General features: G+C 66.6%; 18 protein-coding genes. 12 read left to right on the top strand and 6 right to left on the bottom strand.

Annotated elements, in window-relative coordinates; translation table 11 throughout:
* Positions 1-84: 84 nt before the first annotated feature.
* Together DWA33_RS14830 and DWA33_RS14835 are read left to right on the top strand one after the other, a co-directional pair.
* The gene (locus tag DWA33_RS14830; protein WP_244601309.1) at positions 85-432 is read left to right on the top strand and encodes a DUF4189 domain-containing protein; all 348 of its coding nucleotides are present in this window, start codon (positions 85-87) and stop codon (positions 430-432) included.
* 62 nt (positions 433-494) lie between these two features.
* Positions 495-905: a DUF2000 family protein gene (locus tag DWA33_RS14835; RefSeq protein WP_114358842.1), complete on the top strand. Its 411-nt coding sequence runs from the start codon at positions 495-497 to the stop codon at positions 903-905.
* A gap of 8 nt (positions 906-913) precedes the next feature.
* Here the strand turns inward: DWA33_RS14835 and DWA33_RS25250 are convergent, their stop codons facing one another.
* Positions 914-1,090, bottom strand: coding sequence for a hypothetical protein (locus tag DWA33_RS25250; protein ID WP_167443218.1), 177 nt, complete (start codon positions 1,088-1,090; stop codon positions 914-916).
* 202 nt (positions 1,091-1,292) lie between these two features.
* Here DWA33_RS25250 and DWA33_RS14840 point away from each other — a divergent pair, with 202 nt between their 5' ends.
* From DWA33_RS14840 to DWA33_RS14865, 6 genes are all read left to right on the top strand, one after another.
* On the top strand, positions 1,293-2,432 hold the full coding sequence (locus tag DWA33_RS14840; RefSeq protein ID WP_114358843.1) for a GGDEF domain-containing protein: 1,140 nt from the start codon (positions 1,293-1,295) through the stop codon (positions 2,430-2,432).
* Positions 2,433-2,505: 73 nt separating this feature from the next.
* Entirely contained in the window at positions 2,506-3,228 is a 723-nt protein-coding gene (locus DWA33_RS14845; protein ID WP_114358844.1) for a TetR/AcrR family transcriptional regulator, read from the top strand.
* Complete coding sequence (locus DWA33_RS14850; RefSeq protein ID WP_114358845.1) at positions 3,225-4,025, top strand: HlyD family secretion protein; 801 nt, start codon at positions 3,225-3,227, stop codon at positions 4,023-4,025. The genes DWA33_RS14845 and DWA33_RS14850 overlap by 4 nt, the downstream gene beginning before the upstream one ends.
* Complete coding sequence (locus DWA33_RS14855) at positions 4,022-4,975, top strand: ABC transporter ATP-binding protein (RefSeq protein ID WP_114358846.1); 954 nt, start codon at positions 4,022-4,024, stop codon at positions 4,973-4,975. Before DWA33_RS14850 ends, DWA33_RS14855 begins: the two co-directional genes overlap by 4 nt.
* Complete coding sequence (locus DWA33_RS14860; RefSeq protein WP_114358847.1) at positions 4,972-6,144, top strand: ABC transporter permease; 1,173 nt, start codon at positions 4,972-4,974, stop codon at positions 6,142-6,144. The genes DWA33_RS14855 and DWA33_RS14860 overlap by 4 nt, the downstream gene beginning before the upstream one ends.
* 325 nt (positions 6,145-6,469) lie before the next feature.
* Positions 6,470-7,084, top strand: coding sequence for a hypothetical protein (locus tag DWA33_RS14865; protein ID WP_114358848.1), 615 nt, complete (start codon positions 6,470-6,472; stop codon positions 7,082-7,084).
* A 14-nt stretch (positions 7,085-7,098) separates the two neighbouring features.
* Here DWA33_RS14865 and bcsS read toward each other — a convergent pair whose 3' ends face one another.
* From bcsS to DWA33_RS14880, 3 genes are all read right to left on the bottom strand, one after another.
* Positions 7,099-7,986, bottom strand: a complete 888-nt coding sequence (gene bcsS, locus DWA33_RS14870; RefSeq protein WP_244601307.1) for a cellulose biosynthesis protein BcsS — start codon at positions 7,984-7,986, stop codon at positions 7,099-7,101.
* Positions 7,987-8,102: 116 nt separating this feature from the next.
* The gene (locus tag DWA33_RS14875) at positions 8,103-8,360 is read right to left on the bottom strand and encodes a hypothetical protein (protein ID WP_114358907.1); all 258 of its coding nucleotides are present in this window, start codon (positions 8,358-8,360) and stop codon (positions 8,103-8,105) included.
* 144 nt (positions 8,361-8,504) lie between these two features.
* Entirely contained in the window at positions 8,505-9,311 is an 807-nt protein-coding gene (locus DWA33_RS14880) for a DUF72 domain-containing protein (protein WP_114358850.1), read from the bottom strand.
* Between the two features lie 250 nt (positions 9,312-9,561).
* Here DWA33_RS14880 and DWA33_RS14885 point away from each other — a divergent pair, with 250 nt between their 5' ends.
* The 3 genes from DWA33_RS14885 (at position 9,562) to DWA33_RS14895 (ending at position 13,532) form a co-directional block, all read left to right on the top strand.
* Entirely contained in the window at positions 9,562-10,698 is a 1,137-nt protein-coding gene (locus tag DWA33_RS14885) for a glycosyltransferase (RefSeq protein ID WP_114358851.1), read from the top strand.
* A complete protein-coding gene (locus DWA33_RS14890) occupies positions 10,695-12,191 on the top strand; it encodes a glycosyltransferase family 39 protein (RefSeq protein WP_114358852.1) in 1,497 nt (498 codons plus the stop codon). Before DWA33_RS14885 ends, DWA33_RS14890 begins: the two co-directional genes overlap by 4 nt.
* 123 nt (positions 12,192-12,314) lie before the next feature.
* Positions 12,315-13,532, top strand: coding sequence for an NAD(P)/FAD-dependent oxidoreductase (locus DWA33_RS14895; protein WP_114358853.1), 1,218 nt, complete (start codon positions 12,315-12,317; stop codon positions 13,530-13,532).
* Between the two features lie 109 nt (positions 13,533-13,641).
* On the opposite strand, the gene DWA33_RS14900 is transcribed toward DWA33_RS14895, so the two are convergent.
* Positions 13,642-14,535: a sugar kinase gene (locus tag DWA33_RS14900; protein ID WP_114358854.1), complete on the bottom strand. Its 894-nt coding sequence runs from the start codon at positions 14,533-14,535 to the stop codon at positions 13,642-13,644.
* 344 nt (positions 14,536-14,879) lie between these two features.
* Between DWA33_RS14900 and DWA33_RS14905 the strand changes: the two genes are divergently transcribed.
* A complete protein-coding gene (locus DWA33_RS14905; RefSeq protein WP_114358908.1) occupies positions 14,880-15,719 on the top strand; it encodes a VOC family protein in 840 nt (279 codons plus the stop codon).
* Positions 15,720-15,747: 28 nt separating this feature from the next.
* On the opposite strand, the gene DWA33_RS14910 is transcribed toward DWA33_RS14905, so the two are convergent.
* On the bottom strand, positions 15,748-17,292 hold the full coding sequence (locus DWA33_RS14910) for a L,D-transpeptidase (RefSeq protein WP_181902419.1): 1,545 nt from the start codon (positions 17,290-17,292) through the stop codon (positions 15,748-15,750).
* Between the last annotated feature and the right edge of the window lie 118 nt (positions 17,293-17,410).

The following is a 17,410-nucleotide window of genomic DNA, read 5'->3' on the forward strand; positions in this document are numbered from 1 at the left end:
GCCCTCACGGGTAGTTTGGAACCAGGTTGGACCTCGGGGGAGGGGACGTTGGGATCGCCGATTGCCGCGTGGCGCAAAGCCGCGCTGACTGCCGTCGTTTGGACGGCCTGCTTCTGTGTGCTCGAGCCGGCGCAGGCGGCCGGCGCCTTGGCGGTCGGGAAATGCGGCGCCTATGGTCAAGCCTACGACTATCCGGCCGAGGAGGCGGCGATCGCCGCCGCGCGCAAGCGCTGCAAGGGCGAATGCACCACGCTGACGATGCGGCGTGCCTGCGCGGCGCTGTCGATCGACATGAGCAATCCGTGCGGCGCGCACGGCTACGCGGTCGAGTCGAAGATTTCTTCATCGCTCAACGCCGCGACCCGTCGCTGCTACGAATATGGCGGTAAGGAATGCGTGATCCGCGCCTGGGCCTGCGACGCCAAGGGCTGAGCGATCCGGTCCTGAGATGATCGTGAGCTGACAGCTGCTGCAGGCCGCGCTATCAGCACGGCATGCAGTTCGACACCAAGATTGCGCTCGTGATCCGCATCGATCTCGAAGCTTGGCAAAAGCTCAACGTCGCGGCGTTTCTCACGTCTGGAATCGCTGCGGCATTTCCGGAATGCATCGGTGACGCCTACGAGGACGGCAGCGGCACGCCCTATCATCCGCTGATCGGACAGCCGATCCTGGTGTACGGAACCGACGGCCCGGGGCTGTCACGCGCGCTGGAGCGCGCTCTCGCCCGCAACGTCAAGCCGGCGATCTATACCGAGGCGATGTTCAAGACCACACACGACGCCGCCAATCGCGAGGCAGTCAAAGCCGTCGCGCGCGCCGATCTGCCGCTGGTCGGCCTCGCCGTCCGGGCCGATCGCAAGGTGGTCGACAAGATCCTCGACGGCCTCAAGTTCCACGCCTGACTCGGGCGCTATTCCGGCATCGGCCGTACGCCTTCCTTGACGTCCTCGGCGCGATAATTCTCCTTGGTGACCCGTTCGGTGGTGCGCTTCTCGGCCGCGCTGCGGGTCCGGTTCCGCATCAGCGCGTAGGCGATCGCGATGCCGAGTACGATAATTCCGATTCCCCACAGCCATTCGGTGGACATGTGTGCTCTCCCTGGATGTTCTGTGAGGACAATCCCAATTGCTGTCAGGCGTTCCCGATCGTTCGCCTCGTCGGGCGCGGTTTAGCCGGGCGTTAGGCATCGCGCGCGGAAACCGCGGGGCGTGGAGCGACATCAACGCGGCGTAAGCCGCTCAGGGCGCAATGAGGGATACGGCGACTCCGCCGAATCCACGGACGCGAGCGTGACCAACCAGTTTCCCATTTTCCATGACCGCCGGACCTCCGACACGCCGGCGACCGCACATCCGATGCGCGGCGCCGGTGCTCGGCGGCGATTTCTGATCGGGACACTGCTGGTCAACCTTGCCGCGCTTTCCATCGATTTCGCGGTGCTCGATGCGCCGCATCTGGCGTTTGCGGTGGGGCTGCGGCTGCTGCTGGTCACGCCGCTGGTGCTGCTCGCGCTCGTGCTGAACCGGCGTCCGGACGACCGCGCCATGCAATCGGCTGTGCAGGCCACGGCCGTGGTGGCGTTCGCGCTGTCGGTGACGGCGATCGGCCAGTTCGCGCCGGAGCCGTTCGCAGGACGCTACATGATGGCGGCGCTGTTCGTCGTCTTCGCCGGTGCGCTGGTCTCAGCGCTGTCCTGGCCGGCCACCAAGATCATGACCGTCACCGCCACGGTGTTGTACATCGTGATCACCATCTCCGGCCTGCGCTGGCCACCGGCGTGGACCAACATCGATCTGGTCGGGCTGTCTCTCATCACCTGCGTGATCGCGCTGCGCGCCCGCAAACGCAAAGATACCCAGATCGCCGAATTGGAGGCGATCCGCCGCAGCGATGCGCAGCTCAAGCGCGATCTGCGCCAGGCCAATGCCGCGCTGGAGCGGCTGTCGGCCACCGACCCGCTGACCGGCGCGTTCAACCGGCGCTATCTCGACGACCTGATCGAGCAGGAGGCTGCCTCGATCGTGCCGTCGCTCGGCCAAGGCGTGCTGATGATCGATGTCGATCACTTCAAGCTGTTCAATGATTACGGCGGCCACGCCGCGGGCGATCGCTGCCTGCGGCGGATCGTCGCCGCGATCCGCCGCAACCTGCGCGCCTGCGACGTCCTGGTGCGCTACGGCGGCGAAGAGTTTGCCGTGGTGCTGCCCGGGCTCGACGACGCCGAATTGTACGAGACCGCCGAACGGCTGTGCCGGGCGGTCAGCGCGCTGAAGATCCCGCATCCCGGCCTCGGCGAAGCCGGCATCGTCACCATCAGTGTCGGTATCGCCCCCGCGGTGCCTGCCGAGACGTTGGCCGATGCGATCCAGCGCGCCGACCAGTCGCTGTATCGCGCCAAGCGCGGTGGCCGAAACCGGGTCAGCGCCTGATCATCATGTCGCCCTCCGCCGATCAGTTCCAATCCATCTTGATTATGACTGACCAGTCAGTCATAATAGAAATATGAAGCGTGGATCGTCAGATTTGCCAACCTCCGTTCGGCCACCAGCGAAGCGCGTGGGCGGGGCTCGCGCCTCGTCGCCGCCGACCAAGTCGTCTGCGACCGCGGGCAGGGATGCCCCGTCGACCCGTGCCGCCAAGGCGGCGGAACGGCGGGCCGCGATCGTCGACGCCGCGCTCGACGAGTTCACCGCGCGTGGTTTCGCGGCGACCCGGATCGACGACGTCGCCAAGCGCGCCGGCGTCGCCAAGGGCACGATCTATCTGCACTTCACCGACAAGGAAGCGATGTTCCAGGAACTGGTGCGCACGGCGCTGGTGCCGACGATGCAGCGGCTGACGTCGCAGCCCGCGCCCGGCGTCTCGGCGCGGCAGATGCTGGAGACATTCGCCGAAACCTTCTTGCGCGACGTGGCGCAGACTCGGCGCGGCGACATCCTGCGGCTGGTGATGGCGGAAGGCACGCGGTTTCCGTCGCTGGCGGAATTCCACTACCGCAACGTGGTCGAGCCCGGCGTCGCCGGCATTCGCCGCATCCTGGAGCTCGGCGTCGCCCGCGGCGAAATCCATGCTGCGTCTCTGGCCCAGTTCCCGCAGCTCGCGGTCGCACCGGTGGTGCTGTCCGTGATCTGGCAGGGCCTGTTCGGCCGGTTCGCGCCGCTCGACGTGCAGGCGATGCTGCGCGCGCATCTCGATCTGATCTTCGGAGAAAGGACCGCGCCATGACGCGCCCCTCGCTCGTGCTGCGCGGCTGCGCCGCGATGCTCCTCACGCTGGCGCTCGCAAGCTGCGGCCAAGGCAGCGACCCCGGCTATCAGGGGTGGGTCGAGGCCGATCTGATTTTCGTCAGCCCCGACGAGCCCGGCCGCATCACCCAGCTCACCGTGCGCGAAGGCGACGAGGCGAGAAAGGGCGAGCTGATCTACACGCTCGACGACGATCTGCAGCAGGCCGATCTCAATCAGAATATGGCGACGCTCGCCAACGCCAAGCAGACCTTCGATCGCGCCCAGTCGCTGTCGAAGACCGGCTCCGGCACCCAGGCCAATCTCGACGCCGCGATCTCGACGCTGCGGGTGGCCGAGGCGCGGGTCGAGACCTCGAAGACACGGCTGGCGCGCCGCGAAATCCGTTCGCCGGTCACCGGCACGGTGCAGCAGATCTACTTCCGCGAGGGCGAGATGGTGGCGGCGCAGAAGCCGGTGCTGTCGATCCTGCCGCCGGGCAACATGAAGATCCGATTCTATGTGCCGGAGCCGGAACTGCCGAAGCTGGCGATCGGCGACAAGGTGCGGGTTACGTGCGACAACTGCGCGCCCGACCTGTCGGCCGAGATCTACTTCATCTCGACCACCGCCGAATACACCCCGCCGGTGATCTACAGTCTCGATGAGCGCAACAAGCTCGTCTATCTGATCCAGGCGCGGCCGAACAAGCCGGCGAGCCTGCGGGTCGGCCAGCCGGTCAGTGTGTATGTCACACCCAAGGCCACGGCTTCGCCGGTGGCGGCCGGCCGGTCATGACCGGCGCGCCGGCCATCGCCGCCGATGCCGCCGACATCGCGATCGATGTCCGTGGCCTGACCAAGTCGTTCAACGGCCGCGAGGTGGTGCACGACCTGTCGATGCAGGTGAAGCGCGGCTCGATCTACGGCTTCCTCGGCCCCAACGGCTCCGGCAAGACCACCACCATCCGCATGCTGTGCGGGCTGCTGACGCCGGATCGCGGCGAGGGCACCTGCCTCGGTTTCGACATCCGCACCGAGGCGGCCAAGATCAAGCGCCGGGTCGGCTACATGACGCAGCGCTTCAGCCTGTATCAGGATCTGTCGGTACGGGAGAATCTCGAATTCGTCGCCCGGCTGTACGGCGTGCCCGATGCGCGCGGCGCGGCGCGGGAGATGATCAAGCGGCTCGGGCTGTCGGGGCGCGAGGAGCAACTCGCCGGCGAACTGTCCGGAGGCTGGAAGCAGCGGCTCGCGCTCGGCGCCTGCACGCTGCCGAACCCGCAATTGCTGCTGCTCGACGAGCCGACCGCCGGCGTCGATCCCAAGGCGCGCCGCGATTTCTGGAACGAGATCCACGCGCTCGCCGCCGAAGGCCTCACCGTGCTGGTCTCGACTCACTACATGGACGAAGCCGAGCGCTGTCACGAGATCGCCTATATCGCCTACGGCCATCTGCTGGCGCACGGCACCGTCGACCAGGTGATCGCCGGATCGCAACTCACCACCTGGGTCGCCACCGGCGAAGGTCTCGGGGCGTTGGCGCACGAACTCGCCGGCAAGCCCGGCGTCGACATGGTGGCACCGTTCGGCACCAGCCTGCACGTTTCCGGCCGCGACCAGGCTGCGCTCGAGCAGACGCTGGCGCCGTATCGCAGCGATCCGCGGCAGGCTTGGCAGCACGGCGCACCGTCGCTCGAGGACGTGTTCATCGAGCTGATGAGCCGGTCGAAGGACAACTTCCAATGACCGCGGACGGGACAGATGCGGCGAAGCCCAACGCGCCGATCAAGGAGCGGCGGTTCGGCTTCCTGCGCCGCACCTATGCGATGCTGGTCAAGGAGCTGATCCAGCTCAAGCGCGACCGGCTCACCTTCGCGATGATCGTGGTGATCCCGGTGATGCAGCTCCTGCTGTTCGGCTATGCCATCAATACCACGCCGCGGCATCTGCCGACCGCGGTGCTGCTGCAGGAGGATTCCGACCTCGGCCGCTCGATCCTGAAGGCGCTGGAGAACACCGCTTACTTCAAGTTCACCCGCGAGGTCCACAGCGTCGCCGAGTTCGACGATCTGTTGCTGTCGGGCCGCGTGCTGTTCGGCGTCGAAATCCCGCGCGGGTTCGAGCGCGCGGTACGGCGCGGCGAGAAGCCGGCGATCCTGGTCGCGGCCGACGCCACCGATCCGGTCGCCGCCGGTTCGGCGCTGTCGGCGCTCGGTCAGATCGTGCAGAACGCACTGGTTCACGACCGCGTCGCCGGCGATCCCGCCGATCCGCCGTTCGAAATCCGCGCCCATGCCCGCTACAATCCGGCCGCGTCGTCGCGGCTCAACATCGTGCCCGGTCTGGTCGGCACCATTCTGACAATGACCATGCTGATCTTCACCGCGCTGTCGGTGACCCGCGAGATCGAGCGCGGCACGATGGAGAACCTGCTGTCGATGCCGATCACCCCGGTCGAGGTGATGCTCGGCAAGATCCTGCCTTACGTCGGCGTCGGCTTCATCCAGGCATCGCTGATCCTCGGCATCGGCGTGCTGCTGTTCGGCGTGCCGCTGCAAGGCAGCCTGGCGATGCTGGCGCTGCTGTCGACGCTGTTCATCACCACCAATCTGGCGATCGGCTACACCTTCTCGACGCTGGTGCAGAACCAGCTCCAGGCGATGCAGGCCTCGATGATGTTCTTTCTGCCGTCGATCCTGCTGTCCGGCTTCATGTTTCCGTTCGCCGGGATGCCGATCTGGGCGCAATACATCGGCGAGTGCCTGCCGCTGACGCACTACCTGCGCATCGTCCGCTCGATCATGCTGAAGGGGTCGTCGCTGGAGAACCTGCAATACGACGCGGTCGCGCTGCTGGTGTTGATGCTGGTGGCGATGACGATCGCGGTGACGCGATTCCGCCGCACCCTCGACTGATCGTGTCCTGGCTTTTCCACAGGGGGCGCCTTGCGGGTCGCTGAGTGGCGCCGCCGTCCGACGAGCCTCGTCGCGGTGCGGATGACGCCGCTTCGATCGTCGCCGCGATCTTTGTTGCCGACAAAACAGCTTGAGATCACTGGGTTTCCTGCTGCGACGGTCGAAGCGGCGCGGGCTGTTGCAAGCCGGAAGTATTTAGAAGTATACGTGTCAATATTGATTACGTTTTTACTGAATTGTTATCCTTAACCAATCGTTAAGCAAAGTATTTACAGGGCAGCGGCGCGGTCTACCGTGGTTTCCGGAAAGTAACCGGAGACGCGGAATGTCGCTGCTCACTCGTTCGATCGTCGCTGCCACCGTCATCACCCTGGCCACCGCCGCACACGCGCAGACGGCGCAGCCGGGGGTGCGCCCGGGGGCCGAACTGTTGCGACCGGAGCCGGCGCGAAGCTGCCCGCCGACCCCGCCTTCGGACGCCGTCGAGCCGTCGACCACGGCCTCGGTCGACACCGAACGGTTCGTCGCCGCGAACCACTTCCGTGAGAGTGCCGCATTGCGGTCGTCGGTGGCGATCAGCTGGCTCGGCGCAACCTTCAGGCAGCGGTTTCTCGACAAGGTGGAGCCGGCGCCCGCTCGGGCGCTGTTGCAGCCGTTTCAGCTGCGCCGGGCGGCGCGCGGCAGCGAAATCGTCGCCTGGCTCGGTGATCGTCGCGAAACCACCCTCGGCGAATTGTGGTGTCTGCTCAGCCTGCAGCCGAACGGCGAAAGCGGCGCGCTGCTGATCAACGCGGCGCCGAACCTGTTCTTCATTCGTGATCGCGACGACAAATTGTGGACGGTGGATGTGTTGTGGGGCGGTCCGGGCTGGGAAATCGGTGCCAGCGCGGTCGAGGGCGACCGTCCCTGGGACGCAGGCGCCCAGGCATTTTCGCGGTGAGCCTGGGAGAGACTCTATTGTCGCAACGCGGCGCCGAGCCGGGTGTAAATGCCGTCGCGGCCGAAACTGTCGCGGACGTAGCCGGCGGCGGCCGACCATTCCAGCGCGGCGAGTTGCAGCCCGCTGAGATGCAGCCCGATCCTGGTCTGTCGGCTGAACTCGTCGGATGAACCCGACATTTCCGGTCCCAGCCAGAACCTGTCGAGCATGCGCCAACCGGCGGCCAGCCGGGCGCCGTAGCTGCGCGCGACGGTGGTGGCGTAGAACGAGCATGCCAGCATGGTTTCCGGTGTCGGCTCGGCCCAGCCTTCCAGCGCGACGCGGACGCCGCCATGACTGCCGCGCCAGCGCTTGTCGCGGATGTCCGGCGTCGAGGCGCGATGCTCGAGATCGGGACCAGCCAGCACCTTCAGTTCGAAAGCGCCGAATTTGAAACGCCAGCCGGCCAGGAGCGAGGCTCGCGAGACGTCGCTCACGTAAATGAAGCGGGCCGACTGATAGCGCTCGAGCGCTTCCGAAACGAACAACCGGAACACGGGGCCGGATTCGGCCGCTGCGTCCGCGGACCATTCGAAGCCTCCGTAGAGCGAGACGCCATTGCGCCAGAGATCGTAGCCGCCGAACAGCAATCCCGGCGGCGCTCGTCCGCCGGTCAGCCGGTCGCTGGAAAAATCGGTCAAGGGTGGCAGGGTCGTCGCCGCAGGCAGATCGCCGAACAAGCCTTCATCGTCGGTCGGGTCGAACCATGCTGTGTCCGAGGCCGGCAGGCCGAACGGCGTAGCGACATTGGCCGCTGACGACCGCCGTTCGAATTCCGAAGCGTCGACGGCGGGATCGAAGTCTTCCGCGCATGCGCCACTGGCCGCGGCGAACGAGATCGCGACCAAACTGACTGCGCCCACCCACCCGACGCAACGCATTGCCACACTACCTGAATAAGCAACTCTTACGCGTCACTATTCAGATATTAAATCGAAAGTTGTGGAAAATGTCCAGCGCGCTGCCGACAGCGACGCGGTCAGTCCGGCTGCGGTTCGTGCTGGTCGCGACGCGCGATCGCGTATTCGAGTTCGACCGCGAGCTGCCGGTTGATATCGGCCATGCCGTCGATGTAGGGCTCGGACAGGGATAGGCCCTGTGGTGCGTTCGGGGCGTCACGCGCTTCGGTCTCGAAGTGGTGGCGCAGGATGGTGGGCGATGGATGCGACTTGATCAGCGCATTGGCGAAGTTGACCAGCGCCTTGATCTGTCCGTTCATGAAGTCGATCTTGTCCATCCGACAACGGATCCTTTTGTTGAGATAGTCCATGCGCGGGAGTCTAGCCCGCGGCGCCCAGCTATCCGATTGATCGGCAACAAGGCCTTGCGGTGACGCAATGTCGCGCGTCATCCCCGCTCACATGCGCGTGTCGTGCGCCGTCTAGCCGATCAGCTTGATCAGTTCCATCGCGGCGGCGGGCGCCCGCACCTTGCCTTCGTGGATCACATAGGCAAACACGTCGCGCTTCTGCGGCTTTGCACCGGTGGCGTCGACCTTCGGCAGATCGTCGGGCTCGCCGCCGCCCGCCCAGAGCTGCAGCCGCTGGGCCCACGCCGACAGCGCCTTCGGCGCGTAGCCGGTCGCGATGTCGTCCTTGCCCTTCTGCAGCCGCGCATAAACGAAATCGCCGGTGATGTCGGCGATTTCCGGATAGTTCGCGTGCTCGGAGTACACCACCGGAATGCCGTGCCGGCGCAGCAATGCAATGAAGGCCGGCGTCTTGAAACTGTCATGCCTGACTTCGACGACATGACGCAACGCGCGGCCGTCGAGCGTGCGCGGCAGCAGGTCGAGAAAGGCGCCGAAATCGGCTTCGTCGAACTTCTTGGTCGGTGCGAACTGCCACAGCACCGGGCCGAGCCGGTCGCCGAGCTCGAGCACGCCCGAATGGTAGAATCGTTCGATGCTGTCGCCGGCTTCCGCCAGCACCTTGCGGTTGGTCGCAAACCGCGGCCCCTTCAGCGAGAACACGAAGCCGTCCGGGACCTCGCTGGCCCATTTGCGGAAGCTTTCCGGCTTCTGCGAGCCGTAAAACGTGCCGTTGATTTCGATCGAGGTCAGCTTCGAGGCGGCGTATTCCAGTTCTCTCCGCTGCGGCAGCTTGGGCGGATAGAATACGCCGCGCCACGGCTCGAAGGTCCAGCCGCCGATGCCGATCCGGATCTCGCCTGTCCGAGCTTTCTTCATCTTGCCCCCCTTGCGAATGCTGCAGCCGTTCCTATCTTGGTTGCAACGGCGACGTCGATACTCCGATCTGGAGGCTTCGGCGCCGAGACGACCACAGAATGGTAGGGAGCGCCGGATGTACGCGCACCTGTTGTTCGTGGTCGTTGACCTTTTTGGGCGCCGGATCCACCCGATTTCCCTACATTTCTGATCCCGATCGGCCGGTGCTCGCCTTGGCATCGCCGGGCACGATCGCTATAGGCATGGCCCCATGATCGATGCCAGCCCTGCCGCAGTTGCGACCCGTACCCAGCCTGCTGCGCTTCCGCTGCAGCTCTCCGTGGTCGTCCCGACCTTCAATGAACGCGACAATGTCGAGCTGCTGTTCCGTAAACTGGAGACGGCACTCGCTGGCATGGCGTGGGAGGTCGTCTTCGTCGACGACAATTCTCCCGACGGCACCTGGGAGGTCGTCCGCGACATGGCGCAGCGCGACTCCCGCGTGCGCTGCCTGCGCCGGATCGGTCGTCGCGGCCTGTCGGGTGCCTGCATCGAAGGTATTCTCGCGTCCGGCGCGCCGTTCGCAGCGGTGATGGACGCCGACCTGCAGCACGACGAGACCCAGCTCACCAAGATGCTGTCGCTGCTGGAGAGCAATGCCGCCGACCTCGTGATCGGCAGCCGCTACATCGAGGGCGGCAGCGCCGACAGCTTCAACAAGCAGCGCGCCGGAATCAGTGCGTTCGCGACCCAGGTTGCCCAGAAGGCGCTGAAGATCGAGGTCGCCGACCCGATGAGCGGCTTCTTCATGATCCGGCGCGACCGCTTTGAACAGCTCGCGCCGCAGCTTTCGACCCAGGGCTTCAAGATCCTGCTCGACGTCATCGCGACCGCGCGCGGCAGCCTGCGCATCGTCGAGGTGCCGTTCACCTTCGGCTCGCGGCTGCACGGCGAGAGCAAGCTCGACTCGATGGTGGCGCTCGACTTCCTCGGCCTGGTGCTGGCGAAATTCAGCCACGACGTGCTGTCGCTGCGCTTCATCCTGTTCGCGCTGGTCGGCTCGACCGGCGTGGTGGTGCACTTCGTCACGTTGTTCGTCGTGCTGAAGGTGTTCGAACAGCCGTTCGCCGAGGCGCAGGGCGCCGCCGCGCTGGTGGCGATGACCAGCAACTTCATCCTCAACAATTTCCTGACCTATCGCGACCAGCGGCTCAAAGGCTTCGCGATCCTGCGCGGCCTGTTGCTGTTCTATCTGGTGTGCGGCGTCGGTCTGCTCGCCAATGTCGGCGTCGCCTTCGCGGTCTACAATGAGCACGTCACCTGGTGGCTGGCCGGCGCGGCCGGCGCGGTGATGGGCGTGGTGTGGAACTACGCGATGTCCGGCCTGTTCGTCTGGCGTAAACGATGACCGATGCGATACGGCGACTTCACGTCGCCACGATCCTGGTCGTCGTCGGGCTGGTCGTGCTCCGGCTGGTGGCCGCGGCGGTGACGCCGCTGACCTTCGACGAGGCGTATTACTGGACCTGGTCGAAGAATCTCGCGCTCAGCTATTTCGACCACCCGCCGATGGTCGCGGTGGTGATCAAGCTCGGCACGCTGATCGCCGGCGATACCGAACTCGGCGTCCGCCTGGTGTCGATCCTGCTGGCGCTGCCGATGAGCTGGGCGGTGTGGCGAGCCGCGATCCTGTTGTTCGACGATACCGAGATCGCCGCGACCGCGACGGTGTTGCTCAATGCCACCATGATGGTATCGGCCGGCACCACCATCGTCACGCCGGATGCGCCGCTTTTGGTGGCATCGAGTTTCGTGCTGCTGGCGCTGGCGCAAGTCGCTGCGACGGGCAGGGGCGTTTGGTGGCTCGCCGTCGGCGTCGCGGTTGGGCTGGCGCTGCTGTCGAAATACACCGCGCTGTTCTTTGGTCCGGCGATCCTGATCTGGCTATTGTGGGTGCCGGCGATGCGGCGCTGGCTGCTGTCGCCGTGGCCGTATCTCGGCGGCGTGATCGCTTTCGCGCTGTTCTCGCCGGTGGTGATCTGGAACGCGCAGCACGACTGGATTTCCTTCGTCAAACAGCTCGGCCGCGCCAAGCTCGGCGGGTTCGAGCCGCATTTCCTCGCCGAGCTGATCCCGACCCAGTTCGTGCTGGCGACGCCGTTCGTGTTCGTGCTCGGGGTGATGGGCCTGATTGCGCTCGGCAAGCGCAGCACGGGGCCGGCGGCCTCGCGCGTTCTGGTCGCCGCGACGGTGTGGACGATCGCGCTGTATTTCGCCTGGCAGGCGCTGCATGACCGGGTCGAGGCGAACTGGCTCAGCCCGCTGTATCCGGCATTCGCGCTCGCGGCGGCGGTGGGGGCGGCCTATCCGCATTGGACCCCGGGCATCGCGCGCGTCGTCACGGTGTGCCGGCGCTGGGCGGTTTCGACCGGCGCGGTGCTGTTCGCGCTGGTGGTGGTTCAGGTCAACACCGGCGCGCTGACCGGCTATCGCCGCGACGCCACGGTGCGCTCGGTCGGCGTCGGTGTGCCGCAGATGGTGGCGGAGATCGACCAGGTGCGGCGGCGGATCGGCGCGAGCTGCGTGCTGACCGACGATTACGGCACCACCGGCTGGCTGGAATTCTATCTGCCGACCGGCACCTGCGTGGTTCAGCGCGGCGAACGGTTCCGTTGGCTTGCCGCGCCGGCACCGACAGCCCAGCAACTCGCGGGACCGCTGCTGCTGGTCGGTGTCGACAACGCCGCGGCGCGGCCGGACCTGCAGGCAGCCTTCGCCAAGATCGAGCGCGTCGGGGCCGTCACCCGCTCGCGTGGACCGCTGCTGGTCGATGCAGTGCCGCTCGACGAGCTGTCCGAGCCGAAGGGACCGATCCTCGACGAGCGCCCGCCGATCTACTGACGCGGCGGCGGTGCCGCCCGGCAAACCTGCTGACCTGCGGTGGCCGAGTATGCTACAGGCTGGGGTCGATCCCCACCTCCCGCGCGTCCGCCGCGCCGTTTCCCCAACACGACGAGCTCAACAATGAACGACACGGTCTTGATTGCTGGAGCCGGACACGCCGGATTTCAGGTCGCCGTATCGCTGCGCCAGGCGAAATACGCCGGGCGCATCGCGCTGATCAACGACGAGAAGCACCTGCCGTATCAGCGGCCGCCATTGTCGAAGGCTTACTTGAAGAGCGGCGGCGATCCGAACTCGCTGATGTTCCGCCCGGAAAAGTTCTTCCAGGATCAGGCGATCGAGCTGATTTCCGACCGGATGGTGTCGATCGATCGCGAGGGCCGCAAGCTACTGCTCGCCTCCGGCACCGCGATCGAGTACGGCCACCTCGTGCTCGCCACCGGCGCGCGCAACCGGATGCTCGACGTGCCCAACGCGTCGCTGCCGGACGTGCTTTACTTACGTACGCTCGACGAGAGCGAAGTGCTGCGGCAGCGGATGCCGGACAGGAAGCATGTCGTGGTGATCGGCGCCGGCTTCATCGGTCTCGAATTCGCCGCCACCGCGCGGGCCAAGGGGCTCGAGGTCGACGTCGTCGAACTGGCGCCGCGGGTGATGGCGCGCGTGGTGACGCCGGAGATCTCCAGTTACTTCCACGACCGCCACACCGAGGCCGGCATCCGGATGCACTACGGCGTCCGCGCCACCGAAATCGCGGCCGAGGGCAGCCGTGTCACCGGCGTCGTCCTGAGCAACGGTCACACATTGCCCTGCGATCTCGTGGTGGTCGGCGTCGGCGTCATTCCGAACGTCGAGATCGCCGCCGCCGCCGGTCTGCCGACCGCGGCCGGCATCATCGTCGACCAGCAGCTTCTCACCAGCGACCCGCACATCTCGGCGATCGGCGACTGCGCGCTGTTCGACAGCGTCCGGTTCGGCGAGACCATGCGGGTGGAGTCGGTGCAGAACGCCACCGATCAGGCGCGCTGCGTCGCCGCGCGGTTGACCGGCGACGCCAAGCCGTATGACGGCTATCCGTGGTTCTGGTCCGATCAGGGCGACGACAAGCTGCAGATCGTCGGCCTCACCGCCGGCTTCGATCAAGTGGTGATCCGCGGCAGCGTCGCCGAGCGGTCGTTCTCGGCGTTCTGCTACAAGGCCGGCAAGCTGATCGGCATCGAGTCCGTCAACCGCGCCGCCGACCACGTGTTCGGCCGCAAGATCCTGCCGCTCGACAAATCCGTGACGCCCGAGCAGGCGGCCGATCTCGGCTTCGACCTGAAGAAGGCGGCAGCGTAGGGCAGAGACCAAACCGCGTCGTTGCGAGGAGCGCAGCGACGAAGCAATCCAGAGGCCCCGTGCACTGAGCTGGATTGCTTCGCTTCGCTCGCAATGACAGCCCTGGGCTTCACGCCGCCGCCACGAACTCGCGCATGACGGCTTCGATATCCGCGACCGTCGGCAGCCCGGCTTCGTTGCCGAGGCGCTGGATCTTGTAGGTCGAGGCGGCGCGGGCGAATTCGAAGTGGTGCTGCCAGCTCTGCGCCGGGTTGTTGAGATACGAGAACACGTAGGCGCCGTGAAACACGTCGCCGGCGCCGTTGGTGTCGATCACCCGTTCGCGCGGGATCGGCAGCGCCGGAAGGGTCCGCACCGTGCCGGCTTCGTCGTACCAGTACAATCCGCGCTCGCCGAGCGTGATGCCGCCGACCCGGCAGCCGCGCGATTTCAGATAGTCGAGCATTTTCTCCGGCGTCATGTCCATCTGTTCGCACAGTCGCTCGGCGACGATCGCGATGTCGATGAATTCCAACAGCTCATGGGTGTTGGTGCGCAGGCCGCCGCCGTCGAGCGAGGTCAGGATGCCGGCCTCGCGGCACAGCTTTGCGTAGTGGATCGCGGCATCAGGCTGGTGGCCGTCGACGTGCAGGGCGCGGCAGGGTCCGAGATTGAGCAGCGGAAACGGGTGGATGTGTTCGTCGTCGCGGCAGCGGACGATAGCGCGCTTGCCGTCTTTGGGCATGATGAACGACAGCGACGACGAGGCGACCTTGCGCGGGTGAATCTCGATGCCGTATTTCGCGCTCATGTCCATGAACATCCGCCCCAGCCAGTCGTTGGCGATGGTGGCGATCAGGTCGGGCACGATTCCGAGCTTGGCGCAGCAGAACGCCGCGGTCACCGCGTTGCCGCCGAACGACACCGCGTAGTCGGATGCCACGTGCTTTTCGTCGCCGGTGGGCAGATGGTCGGTGATGAAGGTGACGTCGATATAGGTCTGTCCGATGAAGAGTGCGTGCATGAGAGTCCCGAGGCTGCGACCAGTTCCGGCGCGGTCAGCATAGCATTGCGGCTCGCGCCGCATTCGCTAAAATTTTCCGCAGGGTCACAACTGATACGACAGCGATTTCGCCGAAAATCCAGTCACAACGGCGCGCATGCCGCCGGGTTCCGGGCAGGCGCGATCAGGGAGGCGAGGATGGCAGTCGCATGCACGCAGGCGGCGCACGGATCGTCCGGTGGCAACGTCGCCGGCATGACCTCGTTATCGTGCGGGGATTGCGCGCCGATGAACCGACGCGCTGAACCCGATAGCATCGGGCAGCAAATCACGGCTCGGGGTGCTGTGCTTGCGGGGGAATGTCCATGATCACTGCGATCGATCATCTCGTCGTCCTGGTCAGCGACCTGCCGGCGGCGGTCGCCACCTACGAGACGCTGCTGGCCCGCGCGCCGGCCTGGCGCGGCGGCGACGACGGCTCCGACAACGTCCTGTTTACCCTGGACAACATGTCGCTGGAATTGATGGCGCCGTCCGGCAGCGGACAGGCCGCCGAACGGCTGCGCACCCTGATCAAGCTGCAGGGCGAGGGGATCGCCAGCCTGTGCTTCCGCGTCGCCGACGCCGCCGGTGCGCGAAACCGGCTGGAGCGGGTGGCGCTGCAGCCGACGCCGGTCGCCGACGTCGAAGGCCGCGACCGGATCACCGGCGCCACGCTGGCGTGGAAGCGGACCCGGACTGCGACCGAGACCACCCGCGGGGTGCGGATGTTCTTCCTCGAGCTCGGGTCCGAACGGCCGCACTCTCAGGTGATCGGCGCTTCGCCGGTCGTCGGCCTGGATCATCTGGTGATCTCGACCTCCGACCCGGAGCGCGCCGCGGCGCTGTACGGGGCCCGGCTCGGGCTCGCTTTGGCGCTGGACCGGACGCGGCAGGATTGCGGGCGGCTGATGTCGTTCCAGTGTGGCGACCTCAGGATCGAAGTCGTGCACCGGCCGGTCGCAGGCTCGGACGCCAATCACGACAAGCTGTGGGGCGTGGGCTGGCGAGTCGACGACGTCGAGGCGTCGCGCGAGCGGCTGATCGCCGCCGGCCTCACCGTCACCGCATCGCGCGCCGGCCGTCACGCCGACACCCGAGTCATCACGGTGCGCAGCGGCACCTGCCGGATTCCGACCCTGCTGGTGCAAAGGACCCCGGCCTGATCCGGCAACGGCGTCAAGCGCGGCGGCGCTACCACCAGCCCGGCTGCTCCCGGCGATAGTAGTCTTGCGGCTGGCGGTAATAGCCTTCGCCATAGCGGCCGCGCCGCCGCGGATCGGGGGCGCGTTGCTCCATCCGCTGGAAGAAGAAGCCGAAGCCGCCGTCGTCCCAATCGTCGCTGCTGGCCACCGGGACCTCCTCCCGGGTCGGCTTGCGCGTAATGAATCCGCCCTGCGGCTGGTCGCTCAGCACCGCGACGAACTCGGTGCGATAGTTGGTTTCGGCGCTCAGCGGCTCGTCGGAAATGACGATCGAGGAGCGCGGCAGGGCGGTCGGGCCGATCTGGTCGAGTACCTCCTGGGGGATGGTGATGCGGTCGAGCGCGCTCTTGGCGCTGTCCGCGGTCTCGATCGTGACCGCGCTCCAGCGCAGGCCGGTCTCGTCCTTGGCCATCGCTGTAAAGATGTGGGTGCCGATCGGACGGTCGGGATCGCGGATCGTCACCGGCACCTCGATCGACGAGTCGAACAGTTCGCCGCCGTCCGGCAGCGGCTTGCGGGTGTTGCGCCGGACATACAGCTTCTGGGTCGCGCGGCTGACGTAGATCGAGGCCGGCTCCAGCGCGAGCCTGGCGCTGGTGGCGAGCTTTTCGGTTTCCGCCTTTTTCGCCGCGGCTGCTTTCGCAGCCTCCTTGGTGGCGACCGCGGTCGCCTGTTTGGCGTCGGCGTCGGCTTTCGCGGTTTCGAGCTGGGTCGTGGCTTCGCCCAGGCGCTGCGCCGCCTTCTGCTGCCGCTCTTCGGCCTTGGCCCTGGCGTCGTCGGTCTTGGCGGCGATCAGCACCTTGTCGGCGGCCTTCAGCGCCGCCTCGGCGCGCGCCTTCTCGCGCTCCAGATTGCGCAGCGACGGCTTGAGCGGCTTCAGCGCGCGCACCGCGGCTGCCGCGGCCGCCTTGGCGTCTTCGGCCGCCCGGGCCGCCTCGGCCGCTTCACGCGTCAGCGTCTCCGCGCGACCCGGTGCGGCGGCCAGCGCCTCGGCGCTCGGCGAGAACAGCACCGGATGGCTGATGTCGACCGGCGCGGCGTCCTCGGGCGATACGATCACCCGCAGTCCGATCTTGGCCCTGTCGAAAATCCGCTCTGCGAAACTGTAAGGCATCCGCACGCAGCCATGCGACGCCGGATAGCCGGGCAGCGGACCACCGTGCAACGCGACCCCGTTCCAGGTGATGCGCAGCATGTGCGGCATCCAGGCGTCGTCGTACATCGTCGAGCGGTGGTCCTTATCCTTCTCGACCACGGCGAACACGCCCGCCGGAGTCTCGCGCCCGGTGGTGCCGGTCGAGACCGGCGCGCGATAGATCCAGCCCTCGGCATCGTACAGCGTCACCCGCTGGCCCTTGATCGAGACGATCGCCATCACCGGCTCACCGGCCTCGCGCGGGGCGATCGCTTCGGTGGTCGCTGCAGGGCGCGCCCGCTTGGCGTCCGCGTCAGGTGCCGAAGCGACCACGGCGAGGATCGTCGCCAGACTGAGGAGGGCGGGGGACCCGACCCGGCGCAAGGCGCTCTGCTTCATCGTCGCTCGATTCACTGCGCCTCGCTTCTTGAAAGTGCCGCCTGCGTCGCCCGGACGAATCTCGGCCCATGTTGGTCGAAATCCGGAAGCACCGCCACCGGTTGCATGCCGGGCGTCG

It is taken from the genome of Rhodopseudomonas pentothenatexigens, assembly GCF_900218015.1.
Classification (GTDB): Bacteria; Pseudomonadota; Alphaproteobacteria; order Rhizobiales; family Xanthobacteraceae; genus Rhodopseudomonas; species Rhodopseudomonas pentothenatexigens.

Coding starts and splice junctions, on each gene's coding strand:
- DWA33_RS14835 (WP_114358842.1), top strand. CDS start 495: ATGCAGTTCGACACCAAGATTGCGCTCGTGATCCGCATCGATCTCGAA.
- DWA33_RS25250 (WP_167443218.1), bottom strand. CDS start 1,090: ATGTCCACCGAATGGCTGTGGGGAATCGGAATTATCGTACTCGGCATC.
- DWA33_RS14845 (WP_114358844.1), top strand. CDS start 2,506: ATGAAGCGTGGATCGTCAGATTTGCCAACCTCCGTTCGGCCACCAGCG.
- DWA33_RS14850 (WP_114358845.1), top strand. CDS start 3,225: ATGACGCGCCCCTCGCTCGTGCTGCGCGGCTGCGCCGCGATGCTCCTC.
- DWA33_RS14855 (WP_114358846.1), top strand. CDS start 4,022: ATGACCGGCGCGCCGGCCATCGCCGCCGATGCCGCCGACATCGCGATC.
- DWA33_RS14860 (WP_114358847.1), top strand. CDS start 4,972: ATGACCGCGGACGGGACAGATGCGGCGAAGCCCAACGCGCCGATCAAG.
- DWA33_RS14865 (WP_114358848.1), top strand. CDS start 6,470: ATGTCGCTGCTCACTCGTTCGATCGTCGCTGCCACCGTCATCACCCTG.
- DWA33_RS14875 (WP_114358907.1), bottom strand. CDS start 8,360: ATGGACAAGATCGACTTCATGAACGGACAGATCAAGGCGCTGGTCAAC.
- DWA33_RS14880 (WP_114358850.1), bottom strand. CDS start 9,311: ATGAAGAAAGCTCGGACAGGCGAGATCCGGATCGGCATCGGCGGCTGG.
- DWA33_RS14885 (WP_114358851.1), top strand. CDS start 9,562: ATGATCGATGCCAGCCCTGCCGCAGTTGCGACCCGTACCCAGCCTGCT.
- DWA33_RS14890 (WP_114358852.1), top strand. CDS start 10,695: ATGACCGATGCGATACGGCGACTTCACGTCGCCACGATCCTGGTCGTC.
- DWA33_RS14895 (WP_114358853.1), top strand. CDS start 12,315: ATGAACGACACGGTCTTGATTGCTGGAGCCGGACACGCCGGATTTCAG.
- DWA33_RS14900 (WP_114358854.1), bottom strand. CDS start 14,535: ATGCACGCACTCTTCATCGGACAGACCTATATCGACGTCACCTTCATC.
- DWA33_RS14905 (WP_114358908.1), top strand. CDS start 14,880: ATGATCACTGCGATCGATCATCTCGTCGTCCTGGTCAGCGACCTGCCG.
- DWA33_RS14910 (WP_181902419.1), bottom strand. CDS start 17,292: ATGAAGCAGAGCGCCTTGCGCCGGGTCGGGTCCCCCGCCCTCCTCAGT.